Raw genomic sequence first — 18,731 nt, forward strand, 5'->3', positions numbered from 1 at the left:
GGCTTTTGCCGCCTTTTTTTGTTATTGAAATAATTTGGAATGGCTACTTTTAGAAAATGTCATGACTGCATGAACTCGGTGCTTGATCTATGAACCTGTTCGATATCTGGCTGAATTTTATTGGGTTTTTCCATGACAGTATTGTACTCAGCCTCGGAATCCTGCTGTTTTGCGGTTTTTTTATCGGAAAGCTGTTTGAAAAACTAAAGTTACCGGCGTTGACCGGGTATATTGTCTCGGGTCTTTTGCTGGGAGAATCCATTACCGGCGTGATCCACGCCAACATGAGCAGCAATCTGACTCATATCACGGAAATTGCGCTCGGTTTTATCGCCTTGACGATCGGCGGCGAATTCAGTATTGCCAAGATGAAACGCACCGGCACCCGGATTCTGATGCTGACCCTGTTTGAATCGCTGTTCGCCTTTGCCGCGGTCACGGCAGCGATGCTGTTGCTCGGATTCCGGTACGAGATCGCTTTGATCTTGGGGAGTATATCCGCCGCGACGGCCCCGGCGGCTACGGTGGTGATCATTAAGGAACTGCGCGCCCGAGGTGATTTTGTCGATCATTTGTACGGGGTCGTTGCCTTTGACGACGCTGTTTGTGTGATCCTTTTTGGGATTGTTTTCGCGGCCGTTAGTCCGCAGCTCGGCGGCGCTGCGGTGCATGCCAGTGTTTGGATCGGTCTGGCACATGCCTTGTGGGAAGTCATTCTCTCCATACTGCTCGGACTCGCTGGAGGGATTATTACGCATGTCTTGACTATCCGGCGCAAGCACGCCAATGAAATACTGCTGGTGTCACTGGCTCTGATGTTCATTGTTTCGGCTTTGGCCGCTACGCTACATGCATCACCCCTGTTGGCCACCATGGCCATGGGCGCCACGCTGATCAATATATCGCATAAAAATCAGCGTATTTTCAGTTATCTCGAACCTCTGACGCCTCCGATTTTTGCCATGTTCTTTATTCTGGCCGGAACCGAAATGCATGTGCAAGTACTGGCGCACGCTGCGGTAATGGGGGCAGGCTTTGTTTATTTGCTGTCGCGGTTTGCGGGCAAATCAGCCGGAATTTTGACAGCCGGACTGTTGACCCATACACCGGCGCATATTCGCCGGAATTTGGGATTCTGTCTTTTTCCGCAGGCCGGGGTTGCTATCGGCCTGGCGTTGTTTGTACAAAATTCGCCGGTTGCCGTCCAGGCTGCGCCGCACTTGAAAGCATCCTTTATGATGATTGTCAACATCATCCTGTTGAGTGTATTTATCAATGAACTGATTGGTCCGGCCATTTCACGGTTCGGCATTAAACGCGGCATGGACCTTTAAATTCAAACGTTGAGTGAACTATGGATATCATTCAATTTTTAAAACAGGACGCCTGTTCGGTGTCTCTGTCGTCCCGGCATAAAAAAGAATGTGTGCGGGAGTTGGCGCAAATCCTTAGCCGGGTTCTCCCCGACATCCCGGCGGAAAACCTGAACGCGGCGTTTATGGAGCGCGAGGAGCAGGGCTCGACGGCGTTCGAGAACGGCGTTGCCATACCGCATGCCCGTATCAAAGAACTTGATTCATTTTATGTTGGCATTGCGCTGTCCCGAAAAGGGGTCGATTTTCAAAGTATGACGGCAAACGCACGCATCTTTTCTTTTCTCTGGTCGGTCCGCCAGCCCAATCGAATGAGTTTCTCCGCCTGCTCGCGCAGATTTCTCTGGTGGCCAAAAACTCAGGTGCCCGGCGTGACCTGATGCGCGCCAAATCTTCGCTGTCCCTTAAGGAAGTGTTTCTGGAACATATCCCCGGCGGACTGCCGTCACGGCGGCCTGAGGGTAAAAAGAAATTGTTGACGATGGTGCTTTATGAAACGCAGTATCTGGATGATATCAGTGAGATTTTCCTGGAAAATGGTGTGCGCGGGGCTTCGGTGGTGGATTCTGTCGGACTGCGCGGCGTACTGACGCATGTGCCGTTGTTTGCTGATTTTATGAATTTTTTAGGTGATACCTCTGAGGAAAGCAAGACCATCACAACGATTGTCGCTGAAAATCAGCTGCAGCGGATAGTCGACAGTGTGGAACAGCTTTTGGGAGATCTGGGAACCCATAGCGGCGTGATGATCTATACAACAGATATCGATTTTATGAAGGGTAGCCTGGAAGTTTATTAAAAGACGGTCTGAACAGAGGCACATTTTAAGCCCCGGTTCATCCGGATAACAGTGCCGGAATCATGCAAATTATGATGTGCGTTTTCCAGGAACCGGCTGTTTCAGGCGATCCAGACGCAGACGCTGACGCTGGTCAAACAGATAGCGGGAGGCCATCCAGACCGCGGCAATGGTGCCGAATCCCACCGATGATGCAATGAGAAAAAAAATCAAGATCTGATATTTAACCGCTTCCATCGGCGCGTTTCCGGCCAGAATCTGCCCGGTCATCATGCCGGGTAAACTGACAATTCCGGCCACCGCCATAGCATTGACAATAGGAATGAGTCCGCTGTGAATGGCCTCCCGCCGCACATCCTCGATCGCCCGGTTCCAGGTCTGAGCCAGCATCAGCCGATTCTCAATAATGTCACGCTGCTGCCAGGCGCTACTGGTGAGGCGTTCCAGTCCCAGAGAAATCCCGTTCATGGTATTGCCGAGCATCATACCCAGCACCGGCACGGCATAGCGCGGCTCATACCAGGGATCATGTGAAATAATGACGGTCAGGGCGATCAGGGTTACGGTGAATGAGACCACAAACATGGCGCTGCCCCCGAACAACAGCCCCCACAACGCGCGGAATTTTCGTGTTTGACGGCGCACGGCTTCCCGCGAGGCGGTTAACAGCATGACCAGCGCCATCAAAGCGACCCAGATCAGACGGTCGTGTTCGAACAGGGTTTCAAGAACAAAACCGACCAGCAGCAGCTGGGCCAGTGCGCGTGCCGCTGATATCAAGAATTGGCCCGCCCAGCCGCAATCGTAAGGCAAATGTCAACCCGGCATACGGACAGAATGATAAACGCCGCAAGCGCGAGATCGAACGGGGAGAGAGAGATGATTGTCATATCTGCACCTCCCGCCATCGCTTGTCACGGATTTCCCACACCCGATCGGTTAACCGCTGCAGCTGCGCCCGGTCATGACTGACCCACAGACAGACCACCGCGTGTGTCTTTTTATAATCCAGCAACAGCAATTCAACCTTTTCAACAAAACCCGGGTCCAGATTTGAGGTTGGTTCGTCTAACAGCAGAACATCCGGCTGGTTGGCGAGCAGCCGCAACAACGACAGCCGTTTTTTTTCACCGCTGGACAAACGGCTGATACTCCAGCGCATGACATCCGGTGCAAATCCCAATTGCAGAAGCAAATCTTTGTTCCAGGCGCTGAAATGCTCTCCGACACTGTCATGCCACCACTGGCTTTCGGCTGGCAGCAGCCCCACACGTCTGCGCCATTCCGGCGGCTTGTAATCCTGATAGGATACGCCATCGAGATGCATATCACCCTTGAACGGCTCCAGGTCCGCCAGAGACCGCAGCAGACGGGTTTTTCCCGAACCGGACGGTCCGGCAAGTCCCAGACACTGGTGAGGATTCAGGTTCAGAGTGAGCGGCTGAATATCAAAATATTGAAATTGATAAAGTGAAAATTGTGCCATATTGATGTTCCTGTTCAACGATGTATCAATATATAAAATTTTCGGGATATTTTACAAGGAAAAACAGACAATTAGTTGACAGATAAGAAAGGCAGAGTTACTAAATCAGGTCTGATGCTGTTTTGGCCTTTTGATTTGTTACAGAGCAGGGGCGCTTTACGACAAAAATAGGCTCGTCGTACAATTCCCAATTGTGCGACGGTTGCCGTAATTGTTCGGAACGATTTATTTAAAAAAAGCAAACAACAACCCCATAATCGCACCAATCTGACCGATCCAGAAAATAAACATCCACTTGATGAGGTCGGCGCGGGTATGCTCAATTTTGGAGTCAAGGCGTTTTTCTACATCGGCAATTGTCACATTAACCTTGCCGACTTCTTCCGTCATACGCTCATTGACCTTGCCGACTTCTTCCGTCATGCGCTCATTGACTTTGCCGATTTCTTCCGTCAGGCGCTCATTGACCTTGCCGACTTCTTCCGTCAGGCGCTCATTGACCTTGCCGATTTCTTCCGTCATGCGCTCATTGACCTTGCCGATTTCTTCCGTCATGCGCTCATTGACTTTGGATATTTCTATAGTGATCCGATTATCCAGACGCTGTTCTGTTTGAGATATTGCAAGCTTGATCTCTCCTGTTTCTTTAGTGATGCGCTCATTCACATTTCCGGTTTCTGTGGTCAAGCGATGCTCAAATTTTTCCTCAACAAACGTCAGCATCTCTTGTTTTTGTTCTTCTTTACTTACATTCATCAAGTTAATGAGACTTTGAGAGCCTTTTTCACCCAGCTTTTCTCTTAACGGTTTTTCAACGATAGCAACTTTTGCCATTGTACCCTCCTTTATAGGATAAACATTGTGTAATTTAATGATATTTCAGGTAAATGCAAACAAAAAGTCAAGTTGGAAAGGCGCAAGGTTGGAAAGTAAAATTGCCGGTCTTTAATGCGCATCCATTCCATTTCTCATCAGTGTCTCCGCCAGGACTATATGGATTGTTTATGAATTGTAAATAATCCGGTTGTGACAGGGGGCTACTTGGGTAAACACCTGAAACCAGGTTTTCTTTTATTTCTGCATGGAACAGGTGGCGATTCTGAAATAATGTTCTGTGTCCAGGCTTGTTTTGCCAAGGGTCGCGGTTGGTTATTATGACAGGATTTGCAGGATGCTCGGAATCGACAGGCGTATATAGCATTCGCGTTAGAATCTTGCAGCAAAAGAGGAACATGTATTTGGCGAGTTAAACCCCGACCGGACGATGATAGCTATGGTTTATATACATTGTCCGGCTGGTTTTGTTTTCTCAGTATTTTAATTCAATTGCAATCTCGGCCACGCATTCTGTTTTGGTGACAACTGCATTTCTTTTATAATGATCAAAATTGACGAGTATTTTGCTGCCGCCGGGCAGATGGTAGGCAATACCGCTGATCCAGCGGTTGCGTGTGTCATCAACGGCGGTATCAACGGATTCAACATGATCGTGACGCGCGAAAACAGACAGGTTGGTTACGGGCGTATACACATCGGCGAACAGAGAATATCCGGTCATACGGACAGATTGATTGTTGTCATTAATCCAGCTGCCTTTACCGTTGCCCAGACTGTTGAACCAGGTTGCTGTAGTGGTAAATATTCGGTGTTCCATGGACAGGAACAATGAATTCATCTCCCAGTCCGGGGCCAGCGCAGTGTTGCCTTTGCCATAGATGCCGTGATAACTGAATTGAAGACCCGGAATGAAATCAGGCAGAGGCCGCAAGGTGATACGCGATTCCAGAGTCTTGTTGCGGTTTTCTTCGATCGCATGATAACCGCCGCCGTTATAGATACCAAATGATAAAGACCCGTAACGTCCCGGATACGCTGAATTGACATTGTCCTGATACGCTTGATCGATTTCTCCGCCCAGCAGGCTGAACGCTGTTACGCCAAAATCCGCCGAGCTGACAATACCGGCGCGTTCCAAAAACAGCGTGCCCTGCACCCGATAGGGATTAATGTTTTGTTCAAAATCTATCCAGGGGCGATGTGCCACACCGAATTCAATAGAAGGCTGTGTCAAGATACTGACATCATTGAATTTATAACGCAAGTAGCAGTATTTGATGCGCATTTCGATGTCCCCCCGGCCGTCTCCTTCGCCGTCCACAGAGACATCCGGTGTGATCCGGGTGGATAGATGCGCGCTGATCTGTTTTTTAAAATTCAAATAACCCCGCTTCATGGTAAAATAATTATAGGCGCTCCCGTCGGATTCGCCGTTCAGATAGGACAGGAACCACTGTGCGGATATGGACATGCCGTTCAGGGCGGATAATTCCTGTGCGTGTATTCCTGAAACGGCGCCGAATAGACATAGCACAGCAATTAGAATCACGCAGATTCTATTAAAACTCATCATTACCTCGTTTAGGGTATTCAGGTTTCTGCTGTGTAAATATACGAAAATGTTGAATGTTGTTCAAGGGTGGAACGGTTATAGTTGTGGATTATTACTCTGATTATGCTGTTCTCGGTTGCTATTGTGCAAACTGCGGTCATCCGCCGCTGCTGCATTATGATGAAAAGCGTGCAACCCTCTCATTGCTTCGCACAGGGAATCCGGCCCTGGGTTTGTCGGCTCAGAGTGAGTATTCTCAAGACCGCATTTCAATCTCAGCCGGTGACATATTCCTGTTTTACAGCGGCGGCTTGCCAGAAACGGTGGATGCCGATGGCCGCGAATTTTCTCAGGATCAGCTGCAGCGCCTTGTCCTAAGTTACGCGGATCAGGACCCTGAGGAGATTTATTCACATCTGATCATCACAATTGCCCAATACAGATCCGGCAGCGCTCAGCTAAATGATATCACTGTATTAATCACCAAGGTACAGGTCCGGTAACGCGAGTAGATCGCGTTTGCTGGTTCTGCAGACGGTAATTGTCTTTTTATTTATCAATCCACTTGCGAAACTCCGGCATACGCTCGCCGCTGACAATGGCGTATTCTATGGACGGCGCCTGCGGCTGCAAATCGACTTTGTAGCGCGACCGGCTGTAAATGATCATGTCTTTGATGGCGCTGTACTGAATGATCATTTTGCGGTTGATGCGGAAAAACGGGTCCGGGTCCAGAATTTCCTGCAGTTTATCCAGGGTGTAATCGATGATATAGTTTTGCTTTTTGAACGTGGTCAGAAACAAACATTTATCCATTGCATAGAAAAAAGCGGCGTCTTTGGTGTTCACTGTGGTGATGCGGTCGCCGGTTTTGATGAGAAATCGTTTCTTATACTCCGTCTGCGGCCCAAACGCGGCCATGAGTTTGGCCAGGTCCGGCTGCATGATGGTCTGCATGGACCGGTATTTGTCCAGACTTTTTTGAATATCAGCTTTGCGGATGGGTTTGAGCAGATAATCAATGCTGTAGAGTTCGAATGCGCGCATGGCGTATTGATCAAAAGCGGTAGTAAAGATCACCGGGGCCGTGACCTTGATCTGTTCAAAGATGGAAAAACACAACCCGTCGGATAACTGGATGTCCAGAAAGATCAAATCCGTTGTATTTTCTTTGAGCCATTGTACTGATTTTTCCACCGACGGCAGTTTGGCGGCAATATCAGCGCCCGGTTCCACGCTCTGGATCAGTTCTTCCAGACGGTCGGCCGCATGCTGTTCGTCTTCGATAATACAAATGTTCATGATTCATCCGGTTCGATTAATGGCAAATTGACTTGATAATCCTGTTCCGTAATCATGACCTCCGGCAGTTTACCGGCAATCAGATGATAACGGTGCTTTAAATTTTCAAATCCGATTTGTTTTCCTGATGAACTGCCGGACTTGCGCTGCAATGTGTTTACCACCAGCAGTGTGTTGTCCCGGCTGACGATCCGGATCGTCAAAGGCTGTTCATCGGTTACAATATTATGTTTCAATGCGTTTTCCACCAGAACCTGCACCGCCAGCGGCGGCAGCAGACTATGCATTGCATTTTCGTCCGCCTCGATACTCAATCGCACAGCCGAACCGAACCGCTGCTGCTGAAGAAACATATAGGAGCGGATAAAGTCCAGTTCCCGTTCGACCGTCACCAGGGGTTCGTCAATGACATCAAGGGTATAGCGGTAAATCGCTGAAAATTCGTCCACAAAATCCTGAGCAGTTGCTGTATCCCGGTTGATCAGGGACGACAGAACATTGAGACTGTTGAACAGGAAATGCGGATCGAGCTGGCGTTTCAAAAGCTCAAAGCGCATGCCCAGGTTTTCGCGCTCTAATGTTTCTGCCCGCAGTTTTTCTTCCTGGTGCTGTTTGTAAAACAATACGGATTCCAGCACCGCGATCATGATCAGATTGGTCACCGCGCCGATCAGAGCATTGTACAGAAATACTTCACCCAGCGGTTCGGTATAGCCGAACAGGGTTTCAGAGATTGCGGTAAACAATGCACCGAAAAATGCGCCGGAGAGCATGGCGGCAGCCGTTTCTGTCGATATGCGCAGCAGAACGTGTTGCGACCAGTTCAGCCGCGTATTCAGCGACTGGATAATTTTAAGATCCGTCAGCAGAATGACGCTCATGACCAGTACGGTCAGGCCGGTTCCGGTGAGCCAGGTGAGTGCAAATTGAGTCCAGCCCGTTAGCACCACATAGCCGCTGAGATGTTTGTACACGATCAGCGGCAGTGTTAACAGCGAAGAGCCCAGCAGGATATAGGAAAATATACGCAGATAACGTTTTCAAAGTCATGCCTGAATCAATTTGAGAACCTTATCAAATTTGTCAGCTCAATGATACAAAAAAAGACGCAGGTTATCAAGTTAAAAACGTGCAGCGGCTTTCAAACGCTGGTGCAGCAGGTCACCGCATTTTTTCGGTTCCTGGCGCACCAGCTGGTGACCGGAATGCTCAAACCAGAACAAGCGTTTTTCGGGACTTTTGAGAGCATTGAATGCTTTCTCAATCAGGTCTCCGGCGTTCAGAAAGTCATATCGACCGGACAGGAACCAGGCCGGGATGTCCAGTCTTTGAATATCAATCCTGTGATTTAACAGCGCCGGATAGATTCGGCGGTAAAATGAGCGTTTGCGGCGGGCAGGGCCCCGCGCCATCGTACAGCGGTTGTCCCAAACCGACCATTTATCCCGGAGCGGGGTCGCCTGAAACCGGATGTTCGCAGCGGTCTCTTCGAGATAAGAATAGATCAGCCGGTACGAGCTGCCCGACCGCTGAGAATAGGGCGGAGGACCGTTTTGCAGCATTTTCTGAAGAACACACGCCGGTGTCTCAGTGACTGGGCGGTGTTCAGAGCGCTTTGATAAGCGGAATGAACCGTTTCTGCCGGTTTAATGCATTGCCCGATTCCTATATATGAATGATACAGATCAGGCTGCCGGGATGCCGCCGGTAGTGCAAACAGCGAACCGAAAGAATGTCCGACCAGGATGACCGGTTGACGCGCGACCTGTTCACTCAACTGATGAATACAGTGAATGATGTGTTCATAAACCGGTGCCGGTTCCACAGCCAGCCTGTTCATTTGACGGCTGTTATTGCCGGTATACCAGATCATTAAACGGTATTTTGACAGCGTTGGACTCCAGATATCATACAGCCGGCGCAAATAGTACGGCCCGAAATCAATCCACAGCAAAACAGCGGCTGCATCTGTGCGCCCGCATGTCGTGACCCATTCGCTGTTGTTGCAGAGCCTGATTTGTTGATGTTGGCAAACGTTAAATCGCAGTGACATAATATGTGACCCTGAAAGGCCGGCCACATTGGTGGCCGGCTTGGTTAAATTACAATGAATATCTCAGATCCAGTCCGGCGCTTGCGTTTTTGATCAGGTTTGCCGGTGTGCCGATGAGTTCGATCGGGGAACTGTTGCGGTACCCCGTGGTCAAACCGATCTGGAATTGGTCGGACACAGTGATACCGGATACCCAGGCATAATTCCTGAACACCAAACGTCGTCTGGTCGATGATCTCTTCGTGCCAGACTTTATCGTCGCGGTATTCATTGTCATAACGGTAATTGACCAGGCCCTGACCGGTCATCAGTGACAGAGATGCCTGCAGATGACGGGTCAACGGGATCAGGTGTTCGAGAAACAGTCCGCCATACACCAGACCCATGTGATAGGTGCCGTCGTCCACCAGTTTGTTCATCTGATGATCGTAAATCAAACCGGAAGCAGTGAGTCCCAGTACCCAGTTCTCGTGTATGTTGATCCCGGCGCTCACATCCAGATAACCGGCATTTTCAGAAAATACGCTGGAGGCCCGGCCGGATATTCCGATATAACCGTCGAGTCCGTATTGTTCCAGAGGTTGTGCGGCTGCGGTGAAAACGGCTGCAATGAGCAGTACCAGTGTGAGTGAAAGTTGTTTCATTTTAAATCTCCTGAATTGGTTCGTGGTTGTGTTTATTACGCGATAAATATAGGTTGATTTTCCTGTAAAAAGAAATCAGAGACGACGAACACGCAGTCGGAGCGGAAGAACGCGTAAAAAGGAGAGATGAACCGCAGCAGAGTATGAGGTTTTTATTTTTTCTCAGTGTTTTGATAGCGGCTGCCGTGAATGCGGCCGATCTGTCTTTTCCTCTGGTGGATACCGGGCAGAGTATTTGTTATGACGAGAGCCGGGAAATAACCGCACCCGGCGCAGGTGATCCGTTCTACGGCCAGGATGCCCAGATGAACGGCAATCAACCGAATTGCCGGGATAACGATATCTGGCCATCGGATTGATGTGGGATCAGTCCGGAAGCCCGGAGGGCATGAACTGGCAGGAGGCGCTCGTCTGGGTGAAAGACAAAAATGCGGAAAATTATCTGGGTTATTCCGACTGGCGTCTGCCCAATGCCAAAGAACTGCAGAGCATTGTCGATTACGAACGCTCGTCGTCAGAGCCAAGTTCGCCCGCAATCTCTCTATTATTTTCCGTGCCGGTGATTGAGGATGAGGAGGGGAATAAAGATTATCCGTTTTACTGGACCTCGACCACGCATGTGGAAAACCAGGGAGGAAATAAAGCTGTGTATATCAGTTTCGGGCGCGTGCTCGGATTTATGGAAATGCTGGCGGGTTCCGGCAATTATACTCTGACGGATGTGCACGGCGCCGGGGCTCAGCGCAGTGATCCCAAGCAGGGCGATCCTGCCGAGTATCCCTACGGCCACGGACCCCAGGGCGATGTGATCCGCATTTATAATTATGTACGGCCGGTGCGCAATATCAGCAGTACCGCCACCGATGTCGATCAGTCCGCGATCCCGACCGGATTTCGGCTTTATCAGAATGTTCCGAATCCGTTCAATCCGGTCACCACTCTGGCTTTTAATCTGGATCAGAGTGGGCAAACTCGATTGACGATATACAATCTGATCGGGCAAGAGATTGAAATTCTGGTGGATGCCCGGCTGCCGGCGGGCGTGCACCGCTATCGATGGGACGCCGGTAATCAACCGGCCGGGATGTGTTTCTGTCGTTTGAGTTTCGCATCGCAACAGCAGGTCCGGCGTATGCTGCTGGTCAAATAAAGAATCGGGGGCTGTGCATCTGAATGATGCACACATGAATTTGTATTCAAGGGTTTGTTTCAAAAAAACAGCACGCAAAGCCGTTCAGTCCTCCGTGTCTTTGCGTGCCATTTCTGCAAGTCAAACCGGACATCAAGTTGTGCGGAAATCCGGGTGATGACGAGTTTATTATTTCATCTCCAGCACCACCTGCGGGTCCAGGGGATAGCGTCCGAAATTCTCACCATAGATGGCCAGTCCGCCTGGCAGGCTGTCATCCACCTTGAACCGGATGACCAGTTCACCGCTTTGCGCGGCGCGCTGCAGCAGGTCCATTGAAATCCCGGCTTCGACCAGGTACCCGTAGGAACCGGCTTCATGCAGGGTGCGGTCCTGTTTCTGGGCGTGCCAGGAGAGAATGCCGCGGTGATCGGCCGGATCGTCTTTTAAATCAAATATGCCAAGGGACTCGCCGTTGAACTGCAGCGTCACGGCGCCGGGAAATTCATCCGTATCGGTCATGGGATAGGAATTGGGATTGCGGCTGCGATCCACAGCGCCGCCGCCGCGCATGTAATCGCCTTCTACGCCGCCTGCTTCCCGGTCTTTGGTAAACAGCTGTTTGGCCGAGCATTCGGCGCGAAACACGGCGGATGCAATATCGTCCGGATTCAGGTCCTGCGGCCAGGGCAAACGATACTCGAAATACCCGGACCCGGCGCCGTTGACCTTGAGTCCGTCCATGACCTTCCACTGTTTATGCGACCAGACCGCGTCTTTAAAGCGGTCCGGGGCAAACGACAAAATCCTCAGAGGCTTATCTGACCGAACCAGCGTTTCCGGTGTTCCACCGGTCACTCGGAATGACGTGAAATTGCGCTGCAATACGCGGCCGGTCGCGTCGCGCAGCACGAGGCGCAGAATGGCCAGACCCGGTTCATCGGGCAGGGTCAGCTTGAGCGGTGACAGGGCGTGGTTCATCCAGGGGGTGAACGGGACGATTCTATCGGACTGCGGTCGCAGAGATTCCTGTCCCAGCGCATCGCGGAACAGCAGCTGAGTGGACAGGGTCAGAGAATCGGACGCGCAACAGCCGGTCATGAACGAGGCGTAAAGCGGCACCTCGACCGTTTCGCCCGGCCGGGCGTCCCGACAAATATCCTGGCCGGTGGAAATATAAAAGGCACTGTGCCAGTCACGCAGTGACATCCCCGGCACCAGATCGTCCAGTCCGGTGATCTTTGCGCTGCGGTCGTACTGATAATAACCATTCCATTCATTGATCACGTCATGGTGTTCCGTGTAAAGCCAGCCGGCGATCTCGGGATGCCGGCGGAATTCGTTGATCATGCGGTGATAATCGTAACTCCAGTCCACATCGCCGGTGCTGCCCTCATACCCCCACACATTGCCGCATTCGCTGTTGAAATTAGGTTCCACATCCTGTTTGCGTCCCTTGACGTAATTCCATTTTGAGCCCGGATAGGTGTTTTCGCAGATTTTGTCCAGATGCTCTTCCCAGGCATAACCGGGCAGATAAGCGTGCCAGGTATTCAGATCCGTGATCACATGATCTTTTTTGTTCGGGGAATTGTCTTCTACCAGACGCGTGGGATCCAGTTTTTTGGCCAGATGAACCATCTCTGCCACCCAGTTTTGGGTTTCTTTGGTGTACACCCGTTCATCATCCTTTTCCGTTTTGGTAACCAATCCCCAGGTTTCATTGAACAGCACCCAGGAGAATATGGACGGATGATTGAAATCGCGTTTTCAGCATACCGCGCAGGGCAGTGAGAAAGTCCTGCTGCATGGGTTCAGTCGGTTCGCCCCAGCTGTTGGGCACATCCGCCATGATCAGCACGCCCAGCCGGTCGGCCCAGTACAGTTTGCGCGGCGGATCGATTTTGACATGGATGCGCTGACCGTTCAGACCCAGTCGACGGGTGCGCAGAATGTCATTACGTATAAATTCGTCACTGGGATACGTATAATAGCCTTCGGGATGATAGGCCTGATCCAGCGCCATCTGCAGATACACTGGTTCGTTGTTGAGCGCCACATAGGGGAAATCCGTGCCCGGCAGCATTTCCACACTGATTTTGCGCATGCCGAAATAAGTGGACACCCGGTCGGTGGCCTGTTTGGTCAAGAGTTCGACCTCGACGTTGTAAAGAAACGGATTCTCCAGCGTCCACAGCCGCGGATCCTCGATTTTCACAACAAATTCGAACTCTTTTGTGTTTCCTTTGACAGCCCGTCTGACCTCCGGCACGCCGCTGTTCATAAATGTTAAAATCAGACCGGCGCTGCCCTGCAGAGGCCGGGCGAATTCACCCTTGACGGTGACTGTCTCTGTGTCAATATCCGGCGTGAAATGAATATAATCAATGTGCTCCTGCGGCCGCGCTTCCAGATACACGGTCTGCCAGATGCCGCGTGCATTGCCGTAGCCTTGTTTGCCGAACAGCTTGAACTCGTGTTCCGTGTCATCGGCGCGAATCACCAGTTTCTGCGGCGTGCCGAAATAGACGTACGGCGTCAAATCAAGTTCAATCGGCGTATAGCCGCCGCGGTGCTCTCCGATCTTGTGGCCGTCCAGCCAGACCGTGGTGTGCCAGTCCGAGGCGCCGATGATCAGATGCACCTGTTTGCTCTTCCATTTTTGCGGAACCACAATGTCCCGGTGATACCAGCCGATATCCGCCTGATCGGTGATCCCGGACAGGGGCGCGCCCCAGGGAAACGGAACGGTGATCTCCTGTCCAAAGTCCTCCGGGTAGCGGTACCATTGCTCGGAATTGCCGCGGTCCTGCGGATGGAACCGGAAATTCCAGTCGCCGTTCAGATTGATCCACTCGCTGCGCTTGAAATCCGGTCGCGGATGTTCGGGCAGGGGGATGGTTTGGGAATATAATGAGACGATGCAGAGCAGGGTGAGGGATAGTATTATTTTATTCATCAGAACTCCTGTTTCAGGTGATTCAGTTTTATGGTGTGATCATCAGCGGTATGAAAATCATCTGTGCATCCGATAAACCGCTGATTTCAGGCCGTGCCCGGTTGGATATTCACTCCTCTGAAAGACACACCGATGTTTTCGTTTAGCGCCAAAGCGCGTTATGTATTATGCACAAAATTATGCCAATATTCAACAAGTTTTTATTTCAAGATGATATGAATTTCAGCTTTTTTAGTACTGCACACCGGTTTGCCGTCCTGCTGAGAAACGCAGGCCGTCCGCTCGGCTGCCTGTCTTCCGCTTCCCCCTCTGTTTTCATAATGTGCTATGTTTGTATGCATTGCCTAAGAATACTTGTTTGATCTGATTTGCATTCGAGAACCTGTCTTTTCGGATATTGATCTCGGAACGGTTGCTGTTATTATGGTAATTTTCGAGTTCAACCGCACCCTCTCGTGCCAAAACTTCATTTTGGTACGCCATTGCCCGCGAAACTTTGTTTCGTGTCTGTCCTGGGTCTCAGATCATATCTCACGATTGCGTCTGGATTCCACCCCGTCGCGCAGGAGTGTCGAAGGCTCTACCTCTTGAAACGCTGAAACTCATAGCTCTACCTCCGGTTATTAACGGCTTGGAGGCCGTGTAACAGAAGGATTGCTCACAGTAGGATGGGTTTGTAACGAATTTTCATTAAACCCGGATAAACGTCATTACAAACCCATCCTACTCACAAATGGTAATTGCAACATTGCCTCTCTTATGCCCCTGATCCACATAGCGGTGAGCCTCGACTATGTCATTCAGGGAATACGTCCGGTCCAGAACGGGCCTGAGTTTGTTCTGCTCGATCAGGTCTTTGAGAAACAGCAGATCGTTTTCCGTCATTTTTTCAAGATGCGAATTATTGAGAAACACCCCGTTCGTTTTCAATATGGGTTTGCAGCGGCGGCGACTGGATTTCATCACAGCGTCATAGACCACATCGTATCGGTCGCCGGTTTTGGTAAAATCCTCACGGGTATAATCAATGACTTTATCCGCTCCCAGGGATAGAACCAGCTCAAAATTCCCGGCGCTGCACACTGCCGTGACATTGGCGCCATAATATTTGGCCAGCTGAATCGCATAGGTGCCGAGACTGCCGGAGGCGCCGTTGATGAGGATGCTTTGTCCCTTGCGGATATCGGCTTTTTGCAGGTTTTTCAATGCTGTCAGGGCGCCGGCCGGAACCGCAGGCCGCTTGTCGCAGGAGAGATTTCCGGGTTTCAGGGCAATCAGTCCGTTTCGTTCCGGATTTCCGTTTTTCACGGGCAGGCAGCGGTATTCGGCATATCCGCCCAGCCCGAATCCGGTAAAGGCAAACACCGCATCTCCCGGTTTGAATGCGGCCACGTTGTTGCCGACGGATTCAATGATCCCGGCGATTTCCATGCCGGGAATCAGATTCTTTTTCGGTTTGAACAATCCAAAGGCCAGCCGCACCGGAAACGGATCGGCCCGGCGGATACGGGTGTCGCCGATATGGGCGGTGGCGGCGGCTGTTTTGATCAATACTTCGTTGTTGTTCGGGACCGGTTTTTCCACCTGTGTGATTTTCAGGACATCCGGCGGACCGTAGCGGGCGCATATAACGGCTTTCATGTCAAGATTCCCATTACAGATTCAAAATTTGATACATCCATAATCCTCTTCTTGTAACAATTTATTGACTTTCTTTATCAAAATACTTGGGATCAAATTCCCCTCCCAGCCATTCAATGGTGCTTTCATATTCTTTATGATCAGGATCTTTGAGGATGTCCAGCATGTCAGAATAACCGAATGCACCCCCGCAATCCTCCGGCGGACAATTCATCTCACCGTCCAGACAGACAGGATATTGGGTGTCTTCATCAAAGGCAAGTATCTTTTCCAGAACAATATCATGTTCCCAGCCATCGCCAAAGTCATACTCGTAAATGATTTTCTCTTTTTTGTTAATAAATCAGAGAGCCTAATATTTTTATAATCTACTTGAAAATTGTCATCAAAATCAATCTCTGGGGATTTATGTGTAAAAATAACATTGTTTTTGATAAATTGATGCGCTGTCAGCCGTCCCAGTGACCTTCTCTGGGTTCACCGAATCCGGGCAAATCTTTGCGGAACGACATGTAATTGTATTGGTTCTGCATGTCCCGCATCCAGTCGGACCACGCCTTGATGCGCGCCCGTTGTTGCGACGGCACCTGGCGCGGATCGCCGAGCACGATGGGCAGGGTGTTGATCAGGGATTTCAGGGCAAATTCAAACTCGGGATCGTCCAGCGCCTGATTGCCGATGACCAGCGAGCTGGCCGGCAGGGCGGGGGAGCGCCACCAGGCTATGTGACGAACGCGCAGGGGGCCCACCGGCGACGGCGATTCGAAATTGGACAGCCAGTTGACCTCGGCGTGCCTGGCAATGGCGTAATCCATGAGCTGCAGTTTGCCGGCGGTCTCGAACGTACAGTCGATGAACAGCTCCGGCGCCTCGCGGTGCAGATCATCAAACAGTCCCAAAAGACGTTCATAGAACACAATGAACGACTCGCGGTGATCGCGGTAATAGGGGTGATCCGTGGCATAGGACCCGGACAGCGAATCATTGTTCACATAAGCGCTGGTGACCACGGCGAAATCCAGTTTCAGATCCTGATCTCCGGTGTTGATGAACGTGCACACCTCTGCGTATGACCGGCAGTCCCGGATAGGTCAGATAGCGGATTCTCGATCTCGAAATCGGGTTGGGGGAACGCATCCGGCCAGACGCAGACACAGTCCGCTGCCGCCGCTGCTGTCCCGGATGACGGTTTTTCCCAGCAGCCGCCAGCCGCTGAATCCGCTGTAGAGCTTGTCATTGACGCGGAAGGAAAAATTGCGGCTTTTTGTGATAAATTGACTGCAATCGGCGTGCAGGAGCAGGGAAGTTGAGAACAGGCTGTCGTTCTGAAGCGTGAGGGTCCGGGTAATGCGGGCGTTTCCGATTTCATAGTCTGCCGGTGATCCGGTGATCCCGGACACGGGAAGGATAATACATAAAACCGCGAATATGAATGATATCATGGCGTTGCCTGTCTATTACTTTTTACCGGTTTGTAAAACTTGCACTACCGCCACATAAGACCGGTGATCTTTGGGCGTCAGGGTGAGGATGCGCTGCGGTCCCCACCAATCGGTGCCGTCGAAATGATCCCATTCGGGTTCTATGATTGTTTCCTCGCTCCAGGTGCGGGCGGCAACATCCAGCCATTTGACCGAGACTTTTTTTACATACACCCATGGGTCCAGGTGAACCGTGGCCCGGCCGGCGGGAAAATACACTGCATATGTTTTGCCGATATTTGCCAGACAATAGGAATCCACCGAGTTGCCCACGGTTGAGAACGCTTCATAGGGTTCGGCGCTGTAAATATCAAATGTATCCAGGAACATATTAACGGCGCGCAGGGTTTGCTGCGCGCGCTCGGAAAGTCCGATGCCCCAGCCCCAGGCGCCGCTGTCGCGCTGGCCGGTCGGTGAAACCGCGTGGACGCGGCGCCGCCGAAAATATTTCTCCAGAATCGTTCCACCGCTTCCTTTTCGCTCCCCGCTGCGGTATTGAGTCCGACACCCTCGCCATACACTTTGACGTTGTTGATGGGCATCGGCCCCTCGTCGCTCATGGCGATCATTTTTCGCCAAAAAAGCAGGTTTTCCCAATGTTTCTTGCCGACCGGTCCCAGGGCATCCTGGTTGTTCTGGGAAACATCAACAAAACTGAAAACATCCCGCCGGCTCATGACCCGGCGCACGGAAATGTCCGGCGCAAACCGCATGGTGGTCACGTGAATCGTTTTCCCCCGCGCTTTTGCCGCTTTTTTGATATCAGTCGCCCAGTAATTATCCCATTCCATGTCGAGACCGCTTTCATTGCCAATGTTGTAAATAATGTGATTGTATCGCGCCGAGATGGACATGAGACGGTCGACGTAACGATGCTGATAGTCGAGCGCTTTTTGATTTTCATCTTCAAGGGAACCGCCATAGTAATCCCAGGCATTTTCAATGGCGCCCGCTTCCCAGTTGATGTTGTTTTCAGGATTCAGAGGATGTACGGCAAAACGACCGTACACATCGTCGCCCGAAAGATCGAACCAGTCCGAGAGAGTCAGATGAACGATAATGCCGCGTTTTGCGGTCTCGTCGAGAAAAAAGGTTAATTGATCCCAATAAGCCTCGTTCCACTGCTCCAGATCGTAACGGCCGTTGTCGAGTTGTTTGACGGCAAAAATATTGCCTTCACTCCGGTCGCTCATGGTGTTGCGCACATAATTGCCGCCCATTGATTTTATCAGATCAAGATGCTCGATGAGAGCATCGCCGTTCCACTGAAGCAGGTTGTCGTCATCGCTGGCGCCGATGAGCATCATGGGCTTGCCGTCGTATTCCCAGAATACGCAGGAATTGTCGCGCCAGGGCTGAATGGAACCGGCATCGCCGGCCTGTGCATTGCCCGAGGCGGTCAGGAACATTGCGGTAAAAATGGTCATCCATAAAGTATGCGCCAAACGACTGAAAAATTTCTTGTCCATATTCTC

General features: G+C 51.0%; 22 protein-coding genes and 1 pseudogene. 6 read left to right on the forward strand and 17 right to left on the reverse strand.

The annotated features are described in order from the left end of the window. Positions 1–89: 89 nt before the first annotated feature. Genes U5R06_24535 through U5R06_24545 form a run of 3 tightly spaced genes read left to right on the forward strand, consistent with a single transcriptional unit; the run spans position 90 to position 2,172 of the window. The gene (locus tag U5R06_24535) at positions 90–1,334 is read left to right on the forward strand and encodes a cation:proton antiporter (protein ID MDZ7725901.1); all 1,245 of its coding nucleotides are present in this window, start codon (positions 90–92) and stop codon (positions 1,332–1,334) included. A 20-nt stretch (positions 1,335–1,354) separates the two neighbouring features. Next, a complete protein-coding gene (locus U5R06_24540; GenBank protein MDZ7725902.1) occupies positions 1,355–1,753 on the forward strand; it encodes a PTS sugar transporter subunit IIA in 399 nt (132 codons plus the stop codon). Further along, on the forward strand, positions 1,753–2,172 hold the full coding sequence (locus tag U5R06_24545) for a hypothetical protein (GenBank protein ID MDZ7725903.1): 420 nt from the start codon (positions 1,753–1,755) through the stop codon (positions 2,170–2,172). Before U5R06_24540 ends, U5R06_24545 begins: the two co-directional genes overlap by 1 nt. Positions 2,173–2,241: 69 nt before the next feature. Here U5R06_24545 and fetB read toward each other — a convergent pair. From fetB to U5R06_24565, 4 genes and pseudogenes are all read right to left on the reverse strand, one after another. Beyond that, a pseudogene (gene fetB, locus U5R06_24550) lies at positions 2,242–3,062 on the reverse strand (iron export ABC transporter permease subunit FetB). Further along, complete coding sequence (locus tag U5R06_24555; protein MDZ7725904.1) at positions 3,059–3,658, reverse strand: ATP-binding cassette domain-containing protein; 600 nt, start codon at positions 3,656–3,658, stop codon at positions 3,059–3,061. The pseudogene fetB and the gene U5R06_24555 overlap by 4 nt, the downstream one beginning before the upstream one ends. 225 nt (positions 3,659–3,883) lie before the next feature. Next, on the reverse strand, positions 3,884–4,492 hold the full coding sequence (locus tag U5R06_24560) for a DUF1640 domain-containing protein (GenBank protein MDZ7725905.1): 609 nt from the start codon (positions 4,490–4,492) through the stop codon (positions 3,884–3,886). Positions 4,493–4,967: 475 nt separating this feature from the next. Continuing rightward, entirely contained in the window at positions 4,968–6,068 is a 1,101-nt protein-coding gene (locus U5R06_24565; protein ID MDZ7725906.1) for a hypothetical protein, read from the reverse strand. A gap of 83 nt (positions 6,069–6,151) precedes the next feature. On the opposite strand from U5R06_24565, the gene U5R06_24570 reads away from it, so the two are divergent. Next, on the forward strand, positions 6,152–6,550 hold the full coding sequence (locus tag U5R06_24570) for a PP2C family protein-serine/threonine phosphatase (protein ID MDZ7725907.1): 399 nt from the start codon (positions 6,152–6,154) through the stop codon (positions 6,548–6,550). A 46-nt stretch (positions 6,551–6,596) separates the two neighbouring features. On the opposite strand, the gene U5R06_24575 is transcribed toward U5R06_24570, so the two are convergent. The 5 genes from U5R06_24575 to U5R06_24595 form a co-directional block, all read right to left on the reverse strand. After that, positions 6,597–7,349, reverse strand: a complete 753-nt coding sequence (locus U5R06_24575) for a LytTR family DNA-binding domain-containing protein (protein ID MDZ7725908.1) — start codon at positions 7,347–7,349, stop codon at positions 6,597–6,599. After that, complete coding sequence (locus tag U5R06_24580; protein MDZ7725909.1) at positions 7,346–8,323, reverse strand: histidine kinase; 978 nt, start codon at positions 8,321–8,323, stop codon at positions 7,346–7,348. The genes U5R06_24575 and U5R06_24580 overlap by 4 nt, the downstream gene beginning before the upstream one ends. Before the next feature lie 147 nt (positions 8,324–8,470). Continuing rightward, on the reverse strand, positions 8,471–8,911 hold the full coding sequence (locus U5R06_24585; GenBank protein ID MDZ7725910.1) for a hypothetical protein: 441 nt from the start codon (positions 8,909–8,911) through the stop codon (positions 8,471–8,473). Beyond that, a complete protein-coding gene (locus tag U5R06_24590; protein ID MDZ7725911.1) occupies positions 8,854–9,402 on the reverse strand; it encodes a hypothetical protein in 549 nt (182 codons plus the stop codon). Before U5R06_24590 ends, U5R06_24585 begins: the two co-directional genes overlap by 58 nt. Positions 9,403–9,446: 44 nt before the next feature. After that, positions 9,447–10,046 carry a hypothetical protein gene (locus U5R06_24595; protein ID MDZ7725912.1) on the reverse strand — a complete coding sequence of 200 codons (600 nt, stop codon included), beginning with the start codon at positions 10,044–10,046 and terminating at the stop codon, positions 9,447–9,449. Between the two features lie 143 nt (positions 10,047–10,189). Here U5R06_24595 and U5R06_24600 point away from each other — a divergent pair, with 143 nt between their 5' ends. Next, entirely contained in the window at positions 10,190–10,405 is a 216-nt protein-coding gene (locus U5R06_24600) for a hypothetical protein (protein MDZ7725913.1), read from the forward strand. Positions 10,406–10,434: 29 nt separating this feature from the next. After that, complete coding sequence (locus U5R06_24605) at positions 10,435–11,196, forward strand: DUF1566 domain-containing protein (GenBank protein MDZ7725914.1); 762 nt, start codon at positions 10,435–10,437, stop codon at positions 11,194–11,196. 168 nt (positions 11,197–11,364) lie between these two features. Here U5R06_24605 and U5R06_24610 read toward each other — a convergent pair whose 3' ends face one another. From U5R06_24610 to U5R06_24645, 8 genes are all read right to left on the reverse strand, one after another. Continuing rightward, positions 11,365–12,885, reverse strand: a complete 1,521-nt coding sequence (locus tag U5R06_24610; GenBank protein ID MDZ7725915.1) for a hypothetical protein — start codon at positions 12,883–12,885, stop codon at positions 11,365–11,367. Positions 12,886–12,895: 10 nt separating this feature from the next. Continuing rightward, positions 12,896–14,134 carry a hypothetical protein gene (locus U5R06_24615; GenBank protein MDZ7725916.1) on the reverse strand — a complete coding sequence of 413 codons (1,239 nt, stop codon included), beginning with the start codon at positions 14,132–14,134 and terminating at the stop codon, positions 12,896–12,898. 723 nt (positions 14,135–14,857) lie between these two features. Next, complete coding sequence (locus U5R06_24620) at positions 14,858–15,775, reverse strand: NAD(P)-dependent alcohol dehydrogenase (protein MDZ7725917.1); 918 nt, start codon at positions 15,773–15,775, stop codon at positions 14,858–14,860. Between the two features lie 61 nt (positions 15,776–15,836). Continuing rightward, positions 15,837–16,115 carry a plasmid pRiA4b ORF-3 family protein gene (locus U5R06_24625; GenBank protein ID MDZ7725918.1) on the reverse strand — a complete coding sequence of 93 codons (279 nt, stop codon included), beginning with the start codon at positions 16,113–16,115 and terminating at the stop codon, positions 15,837–15,839. A 109-nt stretch (positions 16,116–16,224) separates the two neighbouring features. Beyond that, positions 16,225–16,836: a hypothetical protein gene (locus U5R06_24630; protein MDZ7725919.1), complete on the reverse strand. Its 612-nt coding sequence runs from the start codon at positions 16,834–16,836 to the stop codon at positions 16,225–16,227. 30 nt (positions 16,837–16,866) lie between these two features. Continuing rightward, complete coding sequence (locus U5R06_24635) at positions 16,867–17,217, reverse strand: hypothetical protein (GenBank protein MDZ7725920.1); 351 nt, start codon at positions 17,215–17,217, stop codon at positions 16,867–16,869. A 15-nt stretch (positions 17,218–17,232) separates the two neighbouring features. After that, complete coding sequence (locus U5R06_24640; GenBank protein ID MDZ7725921.1) at positions 17,233–17,430, reverse strand: hypothetical protein; 198 nt, start codon at positions 17,428–17,430, stop codon at positions 17,233–17,235. Beyond that, on the reverse strand, positions 17,421–18,725 hold the full coding sequence (locus U5R06_24645) for a hypothetical protein (GenBank protein ID MDZ7725922.1): 1,305 nt from the start codon (positions 18,723–18,725) through the stop codon (positions 17,421–17,423). The genes U5R06_24640 and U5R06_24645 overlap by 10 nt, the downstream gene beginning before the upstream one ends. Between the last annotated feature and the right edge of the window lie 6 nt (positions 18,726–18,731).

Source organism: candidate division KSB1 bacterium (genome assembly GCA_034521575.1).
In the GTDB taxonomy this organism is placed as follows: domain Bacteria; phylum Zhuqueibacterota; class Zhuqueibacteria; order Residuimicrobiales; family Krinioviventaceae; genus JAXHMJ01.

Bases quoted from the DNA above. Each gene is read 5' to 3' on its own strand.
- U5R06_24535 (MDZ7725901.1), top strand. From the start codon at position 90: ATGAACCTGTTCGATATCTGGCTGAATTTTATTGGGTTTTTCCATGAC.
- U5R06_24540 (MDZ7725902.1), top strand. From the start codon at position 1,355: ATGGATATCATTCAATTTTTAAAACAGGACGCCTGTTCGGTGTCTCTG.
- U5R06_24545 (MDZ7725903.1), top strand. From the start codon at position 1,753: ATGCGCGCCAAATCTTCGCTGTCCCTTAAGGAAGTGTTTCTGGAACAT.
- U5R06_24555 (MDZ7725904.1), bottom strand. From the start codon at position 3,658: ATGGCACAATTTTCACTTTATCAATTTCAATATTTTGATATTCAGCCG.
- U5R06_24560 (MDZ7725905.1), bottom strand. From the start codon at position 4,492: ATGGCAAAAGTTGCTATCGTTGAAAAACCGTTAAGAGAAAAGCTGGGT.
- U5R06_24565 (MDZ7725906.1), bottom strand. From the start codon at position 6,068: ATGATGAGTTTTAATAGAATCTGCGTGATTCTAATTGCTGTGCTATGT.
- U5R06_24575 (MDZ7725908.1), bottom strand. From the start codon at position 7,349: ATGAACATTTGTATTATCGAAGACGAACAGCATGCGGCCGACCGTCTG.
- U5R06_24585 (MDZ7725910.1), bottom strand. From the start codon at position 8,911: ATGCTGCAAAACGGTCCTCCGCCCTATTCTCAGCGGTCGGGCAGCTCG.
- U5R06_24590 (MDZ7725911.1), bottom strand. From the start codon at position 9,402: ATGTCACTGCGATTTAACGTTTGCCAACATCAACAAATCAGGCTCTGC.
- U5R06_24595 (MDZ7725912.1), bottom strand. From the start codon at position 10,046: ATGAAACAACTTTCACTCACACTGGTACTGCTCATTGCAGCCGTTTTC.
- U5R06_24600 (MDZ7725913.1), top strand. From the start codon at position 10,190: ATGAGGTTTTTATTTTTTCTCAGTGTTTTGATAGCGGCTGCCGTGAAT.
- U5R06_24605 (MDZ7725914.1), top strand. From the start codon at position 10,435: ATGAACTGGCAGGAGGCGCTCGTCTGGGTGAAAGACAAAAATGCGGAA.
- U5R06_24615 (MDZ7725916.1), bottom strand. From the start codon at position 14,134: ATGAATAAAATAATACTATCCCTCACCCTGCTCTGCATCGTCTCATTA.
- U5R06_24620 (MDZ7725917.1), bottom strand. From the start codon at position 15,775: ATGAAAGCCGTTATATGCGCCCGCTACGGTCCGCCGGATGTCCTGAAA.
- U5R06_24635 (MDZ7725920.1), bottom strand. From the start codon at position 17,217: ATGATATCATTCATATTCGCGGTTTTATGTATTATCCTTCCCGTGTCC.
- U5R06_24645 (MDZ7725922.1), bottom strand. From the start codon at position 18,725: ATGGACAAGAAATTTTTCAGTCGTTTGGCGCATACTTTATGGATGACC.